Below are 16544 nucleotides of genomic sequence, written 5' to 3'. Positions count from 1 at the left end.
CGCTCGAAAAGACAACGTACGTCAGCATGTGCCGATTCCGGTTCAACATAGAGCCCCCTGCAAAACCGGGAGCGCGGGAAATGGGAGCAGGTGCGCGAGGAGGAACGCGGCGACCCCGGAACGCGAAGGGGTTGTTTCGGGCCTGGAAGCTCGACCGGATCACTCCTTCGGATCCCGAGCGCGCGGGCATGCGGGAGGTTCGCCTCCTGGGAACTCGAGCGCCTTGCGGCTTCGTCATCTGGGCGTTTCGCCTCTTACGCAAACCTTACCGCATGCGTACCCGGTCCTTACCTGCACCGTACCCGCTCTTTTCGCGGCGCTCCTATACTTCCGCTCGGCAACCTTTTCCACGCCGAGCGCACCTGCGCCCCGCCGCCGCGGCCCAACCGGGCAAGCGCCAACCAACCATTCGAGCAGAAGGGCTTTCCATGGAACACGCGTCATCTTTTTTCGAAACGAGCACGATCGGCGTGTCGCGTCGATCGTTCCTCAAGCTAGCAGCCGTAGCCGGCGTGTCCCTTGCGGGAGGCATGCTCGTGTTCCCCGATCAGCGCGCCGACGCAGCGTTCAGCCCGGCCCCCGGCCAAGCTTGGCCCGCGCTGCAGGACGGGCACGTGCGCTTCACCGTGCACAGCGACACGCACGTAGGCGCCGAGGCCCGTAACTCCTACGCGCAGAAGATCCCCGCTGCGTTTTCCGGGATCTACGCCGCCGCGCCCGATGTGGCAGCCCACTTCTTCGTGGGAGATTCGGCGGACACCGGCACGCCCGCGCAGTACGATGAGCTGGCCTCGCTCCTCAACGCGAACGCGCGCAAGCCCGTTGGGATCGTAATGGGCAACCACGAATACTACAGCTGGCAAGGAAACAAGGAGAACGCCCAGGCTGCGTTCAAGGAGTTCCTTTCCTCCAAGCTGGCCGTAGCGGGATCGTTCCAGATTCCGGGAGGCGCGAACGAGGGCCAAACCGACTGCGATTTCATCGTGGGCGGAAGCGGCGGCTACCACGTGCTGGCGCTCTCGTCCCATCCGGGCGGCTACGACAACAACTGGTACGGCGACCGGCAGGACTGGATTCGCGAACGCCTGGCCGCCGCGCAGGCGGAAGACGCGAACAAGCCCATCTTCATGTTGACCCATCATCCCTTCGGCAACACGGTCTGGTACAGCACGGGCGGCAGCTGGAACGGCCAGTTCGGCACCAACAAGTCCGACCGAACGGGCAACGACATGGCCTTTTACCATGAAATCGCAGCGGCGTATCCCCAGATCGTTCACTTTTCAGGGCACACGCACATCCCCATGGCCGACCCGCGGTCGATCTACCAAGACGACGGCTGCACCCTTATTCAAACCGCCACGTTCGCCAACAACTTCTGGACGAAGGGAGGCCAGGACGAAGGGTACAACAACGGCGACTACAGCGGGGGGAGCCTTTTGTACGGGCACCCCGCCGACGGAGACGACGCCAACCAGTGCGAGCTGGTGGACATCGATCCGGCAACCCATGTCGTGACCGTCTACCGCATGGATTTCCGCGAAGGCGCATGCCTTGGCGAGCCGTGGTCGTTCAGCCCGAACGACCAAAGCACCAAGGTCTATACGTCTGCCGCCATGGAAGCGCGCAGCCTTCCCCCTACGGTAGAGGCCGACGCCGCCGTCAGGGTACCGAGCGACGACACCCTGACCTCGTCGGGAGCGTCCTTCGCCATCACCGCGAACAAGGTGCACGCGGACGCGACCGGCTTGGACAACGATATCGTCCTGTGTTATCGCGTCGAGGTTTTCGAGGCGGATTCCGACACGCCCCTGTACGATGCGCGGTTCATGTCCGAGTACTACAAAGCAAGCCAAAACCGCGCAGACGAGTTCGTTCGCCCTCTTATCGGCGCGGCCCTGGCAGAGAACACCGCGTACACGCTCAAGGCCTACGCCCGCAATGCATACGGCAAGGAAGCGCTTATCGGCCAGACCGAGTTCAGGACGAAGGAGCGCGAGGTGACGCCCCTTGAGGACCCGCTCTTGTCCGTGGATTTCGCGCAAGGATCGGCCGACGACCTCTCTGCCGCGCCCCATGCGCTCAAGGAGTTCGGAGCATTGGAGCTAACTTCCGACCCCCTGTTCAACAAGCAGGTCGGCGTATTCGGAGGCGCCGCCGCGGCAGCGTACGCGTTCACGAGCGAGGACTACGCGCGTATCGGCACCGGATGCACCCTGGAAGTGCTGTTCCGGTTCGACGAAGAGCCCTCCAGCTACTTCGAGCTGTTCTCATCGGGGCAATCCCGCGGCCAGAATCTGGAGTACTACCCGTCGAGCAGCTCCGACCCCAACGGCAGCCGTCCCAGCTTGCATTACTACACGTCGCCTGAAGGCGGCGGGTGGAAATCGACCAGCGCCTATGTCGACACGCTTGCCTGGACGCATGTCGTGGCAACGTACGACGGCGTCGAGATGAAGCTGTACGCGAACGGAACGCTTGCTTCGCAGTTCGCCAATCCGGGAACCCTGCCCCCGCCCAGCGTAAGCGGCGGCGCGCCGTTGCGCTGGTTTTTGGGCGCCGACACGAACGCGCAAGGCGAGCCCGAGCATGCGATGGTCGGACGCGTGGCGTTCGCGCGCCTAAGCCCCGGCGTCGCAACCGGGGACCATGTCGCAACGCTGTACGCAGCCTCCGCCGTCCCCGCTTCCCCGATACAAGCCCCAACCGCATCTGACCTGGGGAAAGCCACGGTAGGAGAACCGTACGCCATACCCTCCGTATCGTTCGAGGACGTCAACGGATCGACGATGCAGGCAACGCCCTTCGTGACCGATCCCGACGGCAACCCCGTCGCCCTTGAAAACGTCGAAGCGCAGAAAGCGACCGGCAGCACCGAAGGCTCAGCGCCAACCTGGCAGTTCACGCCCGCTGCGGCAGGGACGTACACGCTAGCCTACGCAGCCGGCTACGCCTCGGCAACGACAACCCTAACCGCGGCGTTCGCCCCCGAAAAGCCGGGCAACGATCCTGAGCCGGAAGGAGGATCCGGCAGCGGCGGAAGCGGCCAGGGCGGCAGCGGCACCGGCGGATCGGGCACCGGCGGATCGGGCACCGGCGGATCGGGCACCGGCAGCGGGTCGGGCGGATCGAGCGGAACCGGCGGCAGCGGCGGCAGCACAACGATCGGCAACCCGGCGAAAACCGTCCGAACCGGCGACGCATCCTGGGGCGCGGTCGCAGGCGCGGCGGCCATCGCGGCCCTCGGCGCGCTCGGCGGCGCGGCGGTAAAGCTCAAGAAAGGCGAGGAAGAAGACGACTAGCCGACGCGCTCTGCGCACAAGGCAAACTCGCGACCCCGTAAAAAAGAACAGCCCGGCGTCAATACGGCACCGGGCTGTTCGGTGCGTTGTCGAGACGAGCACCGTGCAAGCTGCAAGCTACTTGCTCTCGAGCACGGGAATCTCGGTATCGTCCGCCTCGTCGAGGTTTTTCTCCCACACGTAATGTTTGGTCTCGCGAGCGATCAGCCCCGAAAGCAACAGCACGACGATGATGTTCGGAACGGCCATGAGCGCGTTGGTGATGTCCGAGATGGTCCACACCAAATCGCCGATGCCGATGGCGCCCAAGAACGCCACGGCTACGTAGAGCACCTGGTACGGGCGAATGGCGTGCTTGCCGAACAGGTACGTGACGCAGCGGTTGCCGTAGTACGACCAACCCAGGATGGTGGTGTATGCGAACAGGATCATGCCGATCACCAGGATAGGCGTGCCGATGTAGGGAATCGACGCGAACGCCGCGCTTGTCAGGTCGGCGCCAGCGGAAACCTGACCGCTCTCCATGATGCCGGGGTTCGCGATCATCGTGGAAACCAGCACGATGCCCGTCAAAGCGCAGATGACCACCGTATCCCAGAACGTACCGGTCATGGACACGAGCGCCTGGCGTGCCGGGTTGCGCGTGGACGCGGCCGAGGCCACGATGGGCGCGGAACCCAGGCCGGACTCGTTGGAGAACAGGCCGCGCGCGCAACCGAACTGCAGCGCCATCATAAGGCCGCTGCCCACGGCGCCGCCGAACGCAGCCTTCGGCGTGAAGGCGCATTCGAAGATCAAGCAGATGGCAGGCCACACGTATTCCCAGTTCATTCCAATGATCACGATGCAGCCCCATGCGTACGCGATAGCCATGAACGGAACCAGCTTCTCGCATACCTTGGAGATGATCTTGATGCCGCCGAAGATGACGAGCGACACCATGATGACGATAGCCAACCCGATGCCCCACGCGGGAACGCCGGGAGCGTTCGAGGTGATGATGCCCGTCATCGCGCTGGACTGGACCGCGGATCCAATGCCGAACGAAGCCACAGCGGCGAACAGGGCGAAGGCACCCGCCCCCAGCACGCCGTACCAGGGCGTCTTCCCGTCCTTCTCGAACGCACGACGCCACGCGTACATCGCTCCGCCCAGCATGTTGCCGTTATGGTCCTTCACGCGGTACTTCACGGCTGCGTACGTCTCGGAGTACTTGGTAGCCATGCCGAACACGCCCGTAAGCCACATCCACAGCACCGCGCCCGGACCGCCCGCCAGGATGGCGGTGCCCACGCCCACGATGTTGCCCGTGCCGATGGTGGCCGAAAGCGCCGTGGTCAACGCGCCGAACTGGCTGATGTCCCCCGGTGCGTCCGGGTCCTTCGTCACCGACAGCTTGATGGCCGTCGGCAGCTTGCGTTGGATGAATCCCGTGCGAAACGTCAGGAACAGGTGAGAACCCAGCAGCAGAATGATCATCGGCGGGCCCCACACGAACGCATCGATGTCGCTGATAAGCTGAACGATGTCCATACCCCAACCCCTCTCTCTTTCCTTGTGTACGAAAGCAGGCGAAGAGTCTATACCGAAGCAGGTTGCACCGCCGCGGCAAAGCGCTGGGCATCATCGGCGCATGGCGAGAACGATGGAAGCCGTTTCGGTATGGGCACTTTCGCACGCTAAAGTACCCGGATTATAACGAGGCGGCACGTTGCAGCTTGATACCAAATGCGAAATTGTCAGCGAACGGCGCCGCGGGCAGGGGGACGAGCGAAAACGCGGCATCCGCGGACGAGCGGGCGAGCCCTACTTCCCTTCCAGCTGCGGGATAGGCGTGTCGTCAGCTTCGTCGAGATTGCCGTCGTAAATGTAGTGCCGCGTCTCCCGAGCGACCATGCCGGACAGCATGAGAACCACCACGATATTGGGAATGGCCATGAGCGCGTTGCCGATATCGCTGATCAGCCAGACGACGTCGCCTACGCCGATAGCTCCCAAAAACGCCACGGCCACGTACACCACCTGATACGGACGAATAGCGTAGCGCCCGAACAGGTACGTGATGCAGCGGCTACCGTAGTACGACCAACCCAGGATGGTGGTGTAGCTGAACGCCACCATGCCCAGCACCAGAATAGGCGTTCCGATGTAGGGAATCTTCGAGAACGCCTCGCTTGCCAGCTGGGCGCCCGAGTACAACGTGGGATTCTCCAAGATGTCGGAGGCGATGTCGGGATGCGCGAGCATGGTGGACACCAGCACGATGCCGGTCAGCGCGCAGATCACGACAGTGGACCAAAACGTGCCGGTCATGGCAACAAGCGCCTGCTGAGCAGGGTTGCGGGTGGAAGCCGCTGCCGCCACGATGGGCGCGGAGCCCAGGCCGGATTCGTTGGAGAACAGGCCGCGCGCGCAGCCGAACTGCAAGGCAACCATGATGCCGCTGCCCACGGCGCCGCCGAACGCGGCCTTCGGAGTGAACGCGCACTCGAGGATAAGACCGAGCGCCTGACCCAGAAGCGGGCCGTTGAGCACGAGGATGACGATGCATCCGCCGGCATACGCCACGGCCATGAAGGGAACCAGCTTCTCGCAGACTTTGGATATGGATTCCACGCCGCCGAAGATGACCACCGAAACCAGGATCACGATCACCACGCCCACAGCCCATGCGGGAACCGCGACGTTCGAGGTGATGATGCCGGCCATAGCCGACGCCTGCACGGCCGATCCGGTGCCGATGGCGGCAATGGCCGCGAACGCCGCGAACGCGACCGCGCCCAGCTTCGCCCACCACGGGGTACGCCCGCCGGGGCCGGGATCCAGTTCGCCCTTGTCATTGTGACGAAACGCGCGCTCCCAAATGTACATGGCGCCGCCCAGCATGGCACCGTTATGGTCCTTCACGCGGTACTTCACCGCCGCGTACACTTCCGCATACTTGGTGGCGATGCCGAACACGCCCGTGATCCACATCCAGAACACGGCACCTGGGCCGCCCGCCAGGATAGCCGTGGCCACGCCCACGATGGAGCCCGTGCCGATGGTGGCCGCCAGCGCCGTTGCGAGCGCGCCGAAGTGGCTGATGTCGCCTTTGCCCTCGGGATCCGAGGTGAGCGAGAGCTTGATGGCCTGGGGCAGTTTACGCTGGATGAAGCCCGTCTTCACCGTAAAGAACAGATGCGAGCCCAAAAGGAGCGCGATCATGGCCGGGCCCCATACAAAGCTGTCGATGGTGTTGAGAATCTCAAACATAATTTCGCTATTGTACCCCCGCACGAACCGGCGAAGGAAAATTCCCGTCGGGTATACACAAACTGTAACCTAGCGTGCGAAACATCGCATCGATGTCGCGCTTCGCACGCTAGGTTCACGAAACCGGCGATCTGCCGAATCGCCCCAGCTCGTCGGGTACGGGCCTACCGCCGATGGTAGATCAGGTGGCACACATCGTCGCCGCGCGCGATGGTCTTGGGCAGGTCCAGTTCGCAGCCGTACGCCTCGCCGATGCCGCGATCGCCGCACATGGCCCAATCGCACAGGTTGGAAATCTCCTCGTCGGTGCAACCCTGCTTCTGCCACGCCTTCACCAGCGGGCAGTAATGAAATTCCAGCTCGAACCGATCGTCCTGCACGTCTTTGACGTCCATCTCGAACACCATCTGGGCCGGCTTGCCGAACAGCCCCTTCTTGAGGCTCTTCAAACTATGCGTGCCGCCGCCCTTTGCAACCAGCTCCGCCCCCTGAAACAAGCCGCAGCGCTTGACCGCTGCCGGCGCGAACGTCGCCGGATCGGCGCCGGCCTTCGCGGCCTCGTCCGTAAGCAGGTACAGCCAAAGCGCGCGGTGCTCCAGCAACTCCCGAATAGCCTTCACCAGCGGGTTTTTGATCCGCGGCTCGTTCACGACCCCGCTCTGCCCCATTGCTCCCCCTTCGTCTTCCATGGCGTGCGCCATGTCTTCGCGTACCGGCATTATACGGGAGCGGTCCGCCAGCAGGCAAAAGAACGGCCCGGCAGCAGGCCAACCCGCCCCGCCGCGCATTGTCGCCCGAAACGTACGGTTTCTCGGCGAAAACCGTACGTTTCGGGCGACAATGCGTTCACGGAAGCGCTTTCGATCCCGTCCAGCGCCCGGTGTCCAACGCCCAGCGTCCAGCACCCAACGTCGCAACGCCGGGCGCCGCAACGCCACAAAAATTCGATCCTGTCCGCATTCCGTGAGAAACGCTTGCCACAGATCAGCGAGGTGGTTACAATGTGCGCCATGGATTCTGTTTCAGGGCGAGGTGCAATTCCTCACTGGCGGTAATTCGGCCCGCAGCTTCGCGCTGCAGCAAGCCGAGAGTCCGCGACCCTGCGTGGCGCCATGCTGTGCAGGCTGATTCCGGTGAGATCCCGGGACCAACGGTATAGTCCGGATGGAAGAGGCAGAGATCCGCGAACGCAGCGCGCGCGCTTTGCATCGGCGGACCCAACAAGCCTGTATGGAAGGAATTCATACGGGCTTGTTTTCTTTTTTGGCCGGAAAACCTGACCCGCACGCAATCGGCCTGGAAAGAAAGGGGTTGCCATGGCAGCCAACAACAAAGACGCTCACGCGCCCGCATTCACCAACACGAACAAATGGGAAACCCGCCAATTGGTCACGATGGCGCTGCTGTGCGCGATCGGCGTGCTGCTTTCGTTCGTCGAATTTCCGCTGCTGCCCGGCGTGACCTGGCTGAAATACGATGCTTCCGCCATGCCGGCCATGGTATGCGGGTTCGCGTTCGGCCCCGCAGCCGGATTGTCGGTCGGCATCGTGGGCGCCGTGATCCACGGCATCTTGTTCGCCGATTTCTCGGGCGCGCTCATGAACATCCTGGTAGTCACCGGTTTCATCTTGCCCGCAGCCATCGTGTACCGCAAAACGCGGTCATTCAAGGGCGGCGTGCTGGGCCTTGTCCTGTCCGTCCTTGCTGCAACGCTCATGGCCATCGTGGGCAACCTGATCATCACGCCGGCGTGGCTGGGCGTTCCGCTTGATGCGGTGATCGCCATGATCATCCCCATCCTTACCCCGTTCAACTTGGTGAAGGGCGCGCTGAACGCCGTTTTGACCTTGATCGTATACAAAAGCATCTCCAACCTGATCACCCCGAAGAAAAAGCAGGTCAAGGGGCGTTAAACCCTTCTTTTCCCAGGGCTTTTCAGCAGACCAGCCGTCGGCGGCCGCAAGTTTCGACCGCCGACGAGCTCAAGCCGAAGCACGGAAAAGGGCACCGCCCTGCAACCGCACTCGCGACAAAAGGAAAGAAGGACCGCTGCTTATGATCGAGTTCTCCAAGGTGGGATTCACATACGACGGAGAGGCGTTCGTGCTCGACGGCGTAGACGCGCGCATTCAGCAAGGCGAGTTCGTGTGCGTTCTCGGCGGAAACGGGTCGGGCAAATCGACGCTAGCCAAGCACGTGAACGCGCTTCTAACCCCCGACGAGGGCAGCGTCACCGTGCTTGGCCGCGACACGCGCGACGAACATGCAACGTACTTCATCCGAAGCAACGCAGGCATGGTGTTTCAGAACCCCGACGACCAGCTGGTTGCCAGCCTCATCGAAAACGACGTGGCGTTCGGGCCGGAAAACCTGGGCGTGCCCACCGAGGAGCTGCGCCGGCGCGTAGCGGACGCGCTGGCGGACGTGGGTCTGCAGGGCTACGACAAGCGCGAGACCGCGGCGCTGTCGGGCGGGCAGAAGCAGCGCGTAGCCATCGCGGGCGTCTTGGCCATGGAGCCGGACATCCTGGTGCTCGACGAGGCAACTGCCATGCTTGATCCGCGCGGACGCAAGGGCCTTATGCGCGTGTGCCACGAACTGCACGATCGCGGCATGACCATCGTCATGATCACGCATTTCATGGAGGAAGCGGCTCAGGCGGATCGCGTCATCGTGCTGGAGAACGGCCGCGTCGCCTGCGACGGAACCCCTCAAGAAGTACTCGTACGAGCAGAGCTGCTGGAAAGCCTGAACCTCGACGTACCGTTCGCCGCTGCGCTTTCGCTTGCGCTCAAGCAGCGCGGTGTGCCCGTAGGCATGCATGTTGAAACCGAAGCCTTGAAGGAGGAGCTATGCGCATTGCTTTCGAAGGCGTAAGCTACTCGTATTCCGACCCCGACCGTCAAGAAAAGCGCAAGCGCCGCCTGAAAAAGCGACGGGAAGCCGGCGTGATAGAAGAGGCGCCCTCGCTTGAAACCCACGGCAAAGCCACCTGGGGAACGGATCCCAATGCCGTATGGGCGCTTCGCGACATCAACTTCTCCCTGGAAGACGGGGAATTCCTTGGCGTGGCCGGCCACACCGGAAGCGGGAAGAGCACGCTCATCCAGCACATGAACGGGCTGGTGAGTCCCACGCGCGGACGCGTGCTCCTTGATGGGAAAGACCTGGCCGACAAGCGGGAGGCACAGGCGTGCCGCGGCAAGGTGGGCCTGGTGTTCCAGTACCCCGAGCATCAGCTGTTCGCCGCCACCGTCAACGAGGACGTGGCGTTCGGACCGCGAAACCTGGGCGTGACCGACGAAGAGGTGCAGACGCGCGTGCGCGCCGCCCTGGAGAGCGTGCGCTTGGACCCGGACGTCGTGGGAGACAAAAGCCCCTTCGAGCTTTCCGGAGGACAGCAGCGGCGCGTGGCGTTCGCCGGGGTTTTGGCCATGGAGCCGCAGGTGCTGGTGCTCGACGAGCCGGTCGCGGGGCTCGATCCCGTGGCGCGTGAGGAGTTCCTCGCCCTCATAAGCGAATTGCACGCCGGAGGGCTCACCGTTGTGATGGTGTCGCACAACATGGACGACCTGGCCCGTTTCTCCGATCGAATCCTCGTGCTGAACGAAGGCAGGCAGTTCGCGCTAGGCACGCCGGCCGAGGTGTTCGCGCAAGGCGACGAGCTGCGCGCCATCGGGCTGGACGCGCCGGCCCCGCACAAGCTTGCAGCCGAGCTGCGCTCGCTGGGCCTTGACCTGCCCCGCCAGCTGTACAACGTGGAATCGCTTGCCGACGACCTGAGGGCGCTGTACGAAGCGGAGGCTCGCCATGCCTGACATCGCGGTCATCGGACGCTACTGGCCGGGAACAAGCCCCGTTCACCGCATGGACCCGCGCGCCAAACTGCTGCTTTCGCTTGCCCTCATGGCGGTGGCCTTCGTTGCGAACGTGGGAAACTTCTGGGGGCTTGCCGTATGCGCCGCGTTCGTATTCGGATTCTTCGCGTTGGCGGGCATCCCGCTTCGATCGGCGTTCAAGTCCATCGCGCCGCTGGCGTTCATCGTGGTCATCACCGCGCTGCTGAACGTGTTCTTCGTGCAGGGCGGGCAGGTGCTGTTCGAGTGGTGGATCTTCCGCATCAGCGAGGCAGGTATCTGGCAGGCTGCGTTCATCGCGTGCCGGCTCCTCTTGCTGCTGCTGGGCATGAGCCTTCTTACGCTGACCACGACCACGCTCGATATCACCGACGCTTTCGAGTACCTGCTGCACCCTTTCGCACGCATCGGAGTACCGGCCCACGAGCTTTCCATGATGATGGGCATTGCGCTTCGATTCCTGCCGCAGTTCACTTTTGAGCTGCAAACCGTCTACCGCGCGCAGATCAGCCGCGGGGCAACGTTTTCCAAGGGGAAGGTGCGCATGCTGGCCTCCCTTATGGTTCCCCTGTTCACCAGCGCGTTTCGCCATGCGGAAACGCTTTCCTCGGGCATGGACGCGCGCTGCTACCACGGGGGGACCGGGCGGACGCGCCTGCATCCGCTTGCGTACTCGCAGCTTGACGCACGAGGCACGGGGGTAATCCTGCTCATGCTGGCGTGCGTCATTGCATCCAATTTCATACCGAACTAGCCGAACTGGCAACAGCCCCCACTGAAGAGAGGAACGCCCCATGAACGGAAACGAAACCATCGCCGACTACCTAACGAGCGTGCCCGCCTGGTATCTGGCCACGTGCGACGGCGACCAGCCGCACGTGCGGCCCTTCAGCTTCGCCGCCATCCAGGACGGCCGCATTTGGTTCTGCACCGCAACCACCAAAGACGTGTACCGAGAACTGAAGGCCAATCCGAAGTTCGAGCTGAGCGCTTGGAAGCCGGGGAGCGGCTGGGTCATCATGCGCGGGCAAGCCGATTTGGAAGACCGCGCGAACAGCGAGGTGCGCCGTGCCGGGTTCGAGCACATGACCGGACTCGGCGAAAGCTACGATGGACCCGAAGACGAGACGCTCACGTTCTTCACCGTCACGAACCCCGAAGCATGGGTGTGCGACATCGACGGCAGCTGGAATCCCGTCGAGTTCTAAACTCGGCAACGCAAACGAAAGCGGTGCAGCACGCGCGGCGACGACCGGAGGTCCACCCGCCACGCTGCGCCGCTTTCGCGCTTGCTACGCGAATATGCCGGAGCTGTGGCCCTCCTTGCGTTTTTAGTGAAGTATTCCGTACGCCGAAGGAAGGCTAGCGCTGGGTGAAACGAAAGTCGTACACTGTAGTTCACGACCCGTCAATAGAATTGAGTGTTGCGAGGTCAGAGTATAAAAAGCCCCGCTCCCCCGTTAGAGCAAGAGGTTGAGAACCATGGATGTAAACGACTACGATGCGCTCATGGAAGCCATCAAGGGCAGCGCTTCGAAGATCTTCGAGCTTGCAAACACGGAAGAGGAAGTCTGCCGTCTTGAAAAAGCCATCCACCACGAAGTGATGTATCTTGCGGCCATCGCGCAATCCGACCGCATCAAACCACCGCAAGGATGGGATCTGCTCGGACGCTAAACGACGGCACGGGGATTGCTCCCCGCGCCGTTTTTACTTTAATCTGCAAAATCGTACAGGTCCTTCGTCGCCGCCCTGAAGTCCTCGTATACCTCGGAGGCTACCGCCTCGTCCTCGACAAGCTCGAAAGCCGCGGGCTGGCCTTCTTCGTCGAGTTCCGTCACTTCCAGCAAAACAACCTCGCCCGACGAGCCGGCCGGCTCGTCCTCGCTGATCGGGAAAAAGAACCCGTAGCTTCGGCCTTCGTGCAGAATCAGACCCAGAAACTCCAGCTCCGTCTGCTCGCCAGTCTCGTCTTCGAGCACGATGGCGATGCCCTCCTCCACCGGCGGACAAAAGTTAGGGGCGCTTCCTTCACGCATCGCGGACTCCTTGCTCCTCGCATGTTCATTGGCGCTAGGGTACCACAAGCACCTTGCACCGCGCGCGTTCGAGCCGGCAACGACAGACAAGCGCCAGACGGCTGGACGGGCGGCACACCGCAAAGGAAGGTCCCCTGCCAGGGGACCTTCCTTTGCATCGAACGCCCAGGGAGGGAAGGGGACGTCCGTGCAACAAGGGGTTGTTACTTCGTCAAGCTATGCAACGGGCCTGACCCGCGCTCGGCGCTTTGCCATCCTTCGGGCAACGGAGCATCATGGCATTCGTTGCAGGTCATCGTCGACGTGCCGTCCACCGAATGACATGTGACGCAATCCCCGGCAGCCAAGTGCGCTTTATGAGGATTGAACCCTTCGATACCCTGGTAGTTCTCGTTCGCCGCGTTGATGGTGTCGCGCGTATGGCAGCTCAAGCACACCTTGTTGTCGAACGATTCGACTCCGTCCAGCTGGCCTTCCACATGCACGGCTTTCAATGAACCCGTCGGATACGTCGCCTCCGCAGCGCCCTGATCGTCGCCTGCCTTCGGCGCGCATCCCCCTAATGCCACCGCCAGAGAAGCAGCAAGCATCACGGGCGCCAAAACCTTCATCAGCTTCCCTTTTTTCACGTTCAGCACCTTCTCTTCCTAGATGTTTGCATGAATGTAATCGAGGCCCAGAATATCCTTGACGGCCAACCACGCAAAGCACTGGCCATGTCCGATGCCAGAGCCCATCACGTTGGGAGGATACACGTTGCCGTAGAACGATCCGGCGGTGTTGCCGGCAACGTACAAACCCGGAATAGGCATGCCCTTCTTGTCGAGAACGCGCTGCCGCTCGTCGTTCTTGAGTCCGCCACGCGTCGAAGTCATCGACGAACAATGCTTCGAGGCGTAGTACGGCGGCGTGTCAATGGGATTCATCCACAGCGGGTCCTTGTAAAAGTCAAGATCTTCGCCAGCTGCGCACAGCTCGTTGTAGCGCGCGAACGTGGCCATGAAGATGTCCTTGTCGAATCCGCAATGCTCGGCCAACTCTTCGATGGTGTCGAACTTGAACGTAATGCCGTTCGCAACGTTCTTATCCACTTCTTCTTGGGTGTTCGAGGCGGTATAGTCCTCCACCATGTAGCCACCCTCAGGAAACTTCTCTTTCCAAGCGCTATCCCAAATGCTCCACGCGCAGCCATCCGGCGTACACGTCAGCTTGGGAATGGAGGGCGACTGGAACGGCAGATTCTCAGCCATGAGGCGTCGGCCGGCTCCATCGACCATGAGCACAGGCAAGTTGGCAACGCCTGCGTAGAAATGGGTGCCGTCGAACGTAGTGGGCAGCGTCCCGTCCATCATGACAGCTGCAAACGGCCACAGATCGCCGCAAGCGAATTCGTCCATGTCCGCCCCGATCCACATGCCCATCTTCTGGCCGTCGCCCGTGTCGTTGGTATTGATGTTGTAGCGAACGATCTTTTTCAGCGACACGTTGTAATGCGCCATCATTTCCCGGTCAGCCGCCATATCGCCCGTAGCCAGCAGCACGCCCTTCGAAGCGTTGTACTTCACGTACTCGCCCGACTCGTTCTCGGCGATAACGCCCGTGCACCGTCCGTCGCTGTCTCGGACAAGCTGAACGGCAGGAGTGTTGTAATGGAAAGTTGCTCCCTTTTCGGAAGCGTATGCCTCCATAACGCCCGTCCAGTCCACAGGATCACCCGTAGCGAAGAATCCGCCGTCTTTCTGCGCGAAGAAAATCATCTGGGCGAACGCCTGCCACAGGGGGCTTGCGCCCGGCATGCCAATGCCGTCGTTCGTGATCTTGTAGTCGAGCGATGCGGCGGGAATCAGCTGGTAGCCCTTCTCGTTGAAGATCTTCTCGAGCCAGTTGATGTAGGGACCGGAGTTATCGAACCACAGACCGTAAGCCGACGTCCGGCCCTGCACTCCATTGGTGATGGCCCATGTCGAAGTGACGAACTCCTTGCGATCGGTGGTCAACCCCAACTTCGTCTGCACATCGGAGTTGAAGCCGGCAGTGCACAAGCGGAACAAGCCGTACGTGCTTCCTTTTTCCACCACATGCACGTTCGCGCCGCTCTCGGCCGCAAGCATAGCGGCAGGCAACCCGCAGATGCCCGCACCGCAGATAACGATATCGCAATCGATCGTCTCGGCTATCTCGCTTTCGGCAATGGGGTCAGGTGGCGTGAGGAATGCAGGCTGCCCGGCCTCAGGAGCCGCAGCCGCATTCGCATGATCGGCGGGAGCCTTCGATTCGGACTCCGACGCCCCACCGCTGCAGCCGGCAAGCCCGAATGCTGCCCCAGCTCCGACCATCGCAGCTCCGGTTAGAAATCCGCGACGAGACATTCCTTGACCACGCATGCTTTCCCTGTTCAACATGACGTCCCCTTTCCTTGATCCATCCCTTTAACCGACCCCTTGTATCGAGCGATCGGCTCGCAACCGATCCTACGTGTTCAAGGAGAGGTTAAGAAATCGGTAACTTCACAGCACTGCGGGCATTTTGCTAACCTGAACCGCTAACCCTCGCTAACCCTTGAAGGGGTTAGCGATTTATCTCTACCGCGATCGTGCGTTATGGGATACTGTCGTGATGGGGAGCTTTGGGAGGGGAACGCATATGGGAAACGAAAGACGCCTAGACGTCTTCGCGAAAGTGCGGAGCGCCGTAGCGACCACGCGAAAGAAAGCGAGCGCGGACGGGCTGTTTGTCGGAACGTCGTGCATGATCGCCCTGGTGTCGTACACGCACTACACCCCCGCGCTCGCGCACGTTTCCCCCGAAGAGTTATCGTTCTCAGACGTCACCTGCCTTCTGGGCGCAATTACTTCCTTCATACTGCTCGCCCTCTCCAAAAGCGATCGACCCGTCTTTGCAAAGCCTTCCGTCATTTGGATCTCGAGCGCATGCGTGCTAGTCAGCATTCTCGCGTTCGCTCTGTTTCCAACAATGGTACGCGTATCGCCTTTGCTGGTTACCGTAATAGGAGGAGGCCTGTTCGGAATTTACCTTTCCGTCATGGCCGTGTGCTGGCTATGGGTATACGCGCACAACAGCGCGGCTACCGTCATTTGGAACATCATGTTCTCCGCCTTCGCCGGATCGATCATCCTGTGGTTCATCGTCGGCATGGACACGCCACGAGTTGCATGCAGCCTGGTGGCGCTGCTTGGAATAGCCGCTTTCACACTTACAAAGCGCATGGCCCTCTTGCGAAAAGCGCCACCCGATCAGCTCGTGAAGGAGTCGCAGGGTCACGCACCCATCCATATCACCATCTCCACGCTTTTGTTCAGTTACGCGTTCATGGTGTCGCTCTCCTTCGCCGGACTCGAACACTTTTCCCTCGCGTTTTCCGCAATCGCCATATTGATACCCTTTTTGCTGGTAGGCGTATTGATGCTCTCCTTCAAGCGGCTCACCACCTTATCGCTGCTCAACATCGCCGTGCCCATCATCGTGACCGCAACCCTGTCGGCTTCGTTCCTGGATCTCAATCCAGTAGTCACATTCGATCTTGCGCTCGTTGGCATACTGCTGTTTCTCGCATACGCAGTCGTGCTCCTATGCGCCATCACTGAGAAGTTTGATTCCCGCGCATACCAAACGTTCTCCCTTCTCATGATCGGATACTTCGGCGGGTGCATTCTTGGCAGAGCCGTTTCCGCGTGGGCGATGTTCGGCTCTGCGCTTTCGCACGACGTCGTGGTGCTATCCTCGGTGCTAGCCGTCCTTTCAGCCATGCTTCTGTGCATTCGAAATGGGTTCATACCCAAACAGCTGATCGCCTTGTTCGACCCCGATCGGACAAGGCACGAAGGGGATCTGCCAAGCGAGCAGGTTGCACGCATCACGCAGATTTCCGCCCAATGCAATTTGGGCGCTCGCGAACACGAGGTGCTCGAACTGCTCCTGAAGCAAAAGACCGCCAACGAAATAGCCACCGAAATGACTATCGCAAACGGAACTGCGAAATCCCACATCAGGCACGTATACAAAAAGCTTGGAGTGCATAGCCGAGAAGAGCTCTTCGAACTGATGGGACTTTAGGCCCCGCAAGGAAACGGCCC

14 protein-coding genes and 1 riboswitch are annotated in these 16544 nt (G+C 61.6%); of the genes, 8 read left to right on the top strand and 6 right to left on the bottom strand.

The genetic code is table 11. The features are described 5' to 3' along the window. Positions 1-428 precede the first annotated feature (428 nt). Positions 429-3299: a metallophosphoesterase gene (locus tag LG373_RS01575; RefSeq protein WP_225748801.1), complete on the top strand. Its 2871-nt coding sequence runs from the start codon at positions 429-431 to the stop codon at positions 3297-3299. A gap of 117 nt (positions 3300-3416) precedes the next feature. Here LG373_RS01575 and LG373_RS01570 read toward each other — a convergent pair whose 3' ends face one another. The 3 genes from LG373_RS01570 to LG373_RS01560 form a co-directional block, all read right to left on the bottom strand. Next, entirely contained in the window at positions 3417-4832 is a 1416-nt protein-coding gene (locus LG373_RS01570) for a sodium:alanine symporter family protein (RefSeq protein WP_216528898.1), read from the bottom strand. Positions 4833-5105: 273 nt separating this feature from the next. Then, positions 5106-6554, bottom strand: a complete 1449-nt coding sequence (locus LG373_RS01565; RefSeq protein WP_225748800.1) for a sodium:alanine symporter family protein — start codon at positions 6552-6554, stop codon at positions 5106-5108. 164 nt (positions 6555-6718) lie between these two features. Continuing rightward, entirely contained in the window at positions 6719-7222 is a 504-nt protein-coding gene (locus LG373_RS01560; protein WP_114566770.1) for an L-2-amino-thiazoline-4-carboxylic acid hydrolase, read from the bottom strand. Positions 7223-7568: 346 nt separating this feature from the next. After that, positions 7569-7734, top strand: a riboswitch (FMN riboswitch). Between the two features lie 136 nt (positions 7735-7870). On the opposite strand from LG373_RS01560, the gene LG373_RS01555 reads away from it, so the two are divergent. The 6 genes from LG373_RS01555 to LG373_RS01530 all read left to right on the top strand — a co-directional run bounded on the left by LG373_RS01555 (position 7871) and on the right by LG373_RS01530 (position 12088). Further along, entirely contained in the window at positions 7871-8467 is a 597-nt protein-coding gene (locus tag LG373_RS01555; protein WP_114566769.1) for an ECF transporter S component, read from the top strand. Between the two features lie 142 nt (positions 8468-8609). After that, on the top strand, positions 8610-9431 hold the full coding sequence (locus LG373_RS01550) for an energy-coupling factor transporter ATPase (RefSeq protein WP_216528903.1): 822 nt from the start codon (positions 8610-8612) through the stop codon (positions 9429-9431). After that, the gene (locus LG373_RS01545; protein WP_114566767.1) at positions 9407-10372 is read left to right on the top strand and encodes an energy-coupling factor transporter ATPase; all 966 of its coding nucleotides are present in this window, start codon (positions 9407-9409) and stop codon (positions 10370-10372) included. The genes LG373_RS01550 and LG373_RS01545 overlap by 25 nt, the downstream gene beginning before the upstream one ends. Continuing rightward, positions 10365-11165, top strand: coding sequence for an energy-coupling factor transporter transmembrane protein EcfT (locus LG373_RS01540; RefSeq protein ID WP_114566766.1), 801 nt, complete (start codon positions 10365-10367; stop codon positions 11163-11165). Before LG373_RS01545 ends, LG373_RS01540 begins: the two co-directional genes overlap by 8 nt. A 40-nt stretch (positions 11166-11205) precedes the next feature. Continuing rightward, entirely contained in the window at positions 11206-11619 is a 414-nt protein-coding gene (locus LG373_RS01535) for a pyridoxamine 5'-phosphate oxidase family protein (RefSeq protein WP_114566765.1), read from the top strand. Between the two features lie 274 nt (positions 11620-11893). Continuing rightward, positions 11894-12088: a hypothetical protein gene (locus LG373_RS01530; RefSeq protein WP_114566764.1), complete on the top strand. Its 195-nt coding sequence runs from the start codon at positions 11894-11896 to the stop codon at positions 12086-12088. A 38-nt stretch (positions 12089-12126) separates the two neighbouring features. Here LG373_RS01530 and LG373_RS01525 read toward each other — a convergent pair whose 3' ends face one another. From LG373_RS01525 to LG373_RS01515, 3 genes are all read right to left on the bottom strand, one after another. Then, positions 12127-12450, bottom strand: coding sequence for a DUF1292 domain-containing protein (locus LG373_RS01525; RefSeq protein ID WP_114566763.1), 324 nt, complete (start codon positions 12448-12450; stop codon positions 12127-12129). 203 nt (positions 12451-12653) lie between these two features. Next, entirely contained in the window at positions 12654-13079 is a 426-nt protein-coding gene (locus tag LG373_RS01520) for a cytochrome c3 family protein (RefSeq protein ID WP_225748799.1), read from the bottom strand. Between the two features lie 18 nt (positions 13080-13097). Then, entirely contained in the window at positions 13098-14852 is a 1755-nt protein-coding gene (locus tag LG373_RS01515; RefSeq protein WP_114566761.1) for an FAD-binding protein, read from the bottom strand. A gap of 241 nt (positions 14853-15093) precedes the next feature. On the opposite strand from LG373_RS01515, the gene LG373_RS01510 reads away from it, so the two are divergent. Continuing rightward, positions 15094-16524 (top strand): helix-turn-helix transcriptional regulator, encoded by a 1431-nt coding sequence (locus tag LG373_RS01510; RefSeq protein WP_225748798.1) that lies wholly within the window; start codon positions 15094-15096, stop codon positions 16522-16524. Positions 16525-16544 lie beyond the last annotated feature (20 nt).

Origin of the sequence: Paraeggerthella sp. Marseille-Q4926, from assembly GCF_916618935.1 — a bacterium.
GTDB lineage: Bacteria > Actinomycetota > Coriobacteriia > Coriobacteriales > Eggerthellaceae > Paraeggerthella > Paraeggerthella hominis.
This window is presented reverse-complemented; position numbering and strand designations above follow the sequence as displayed.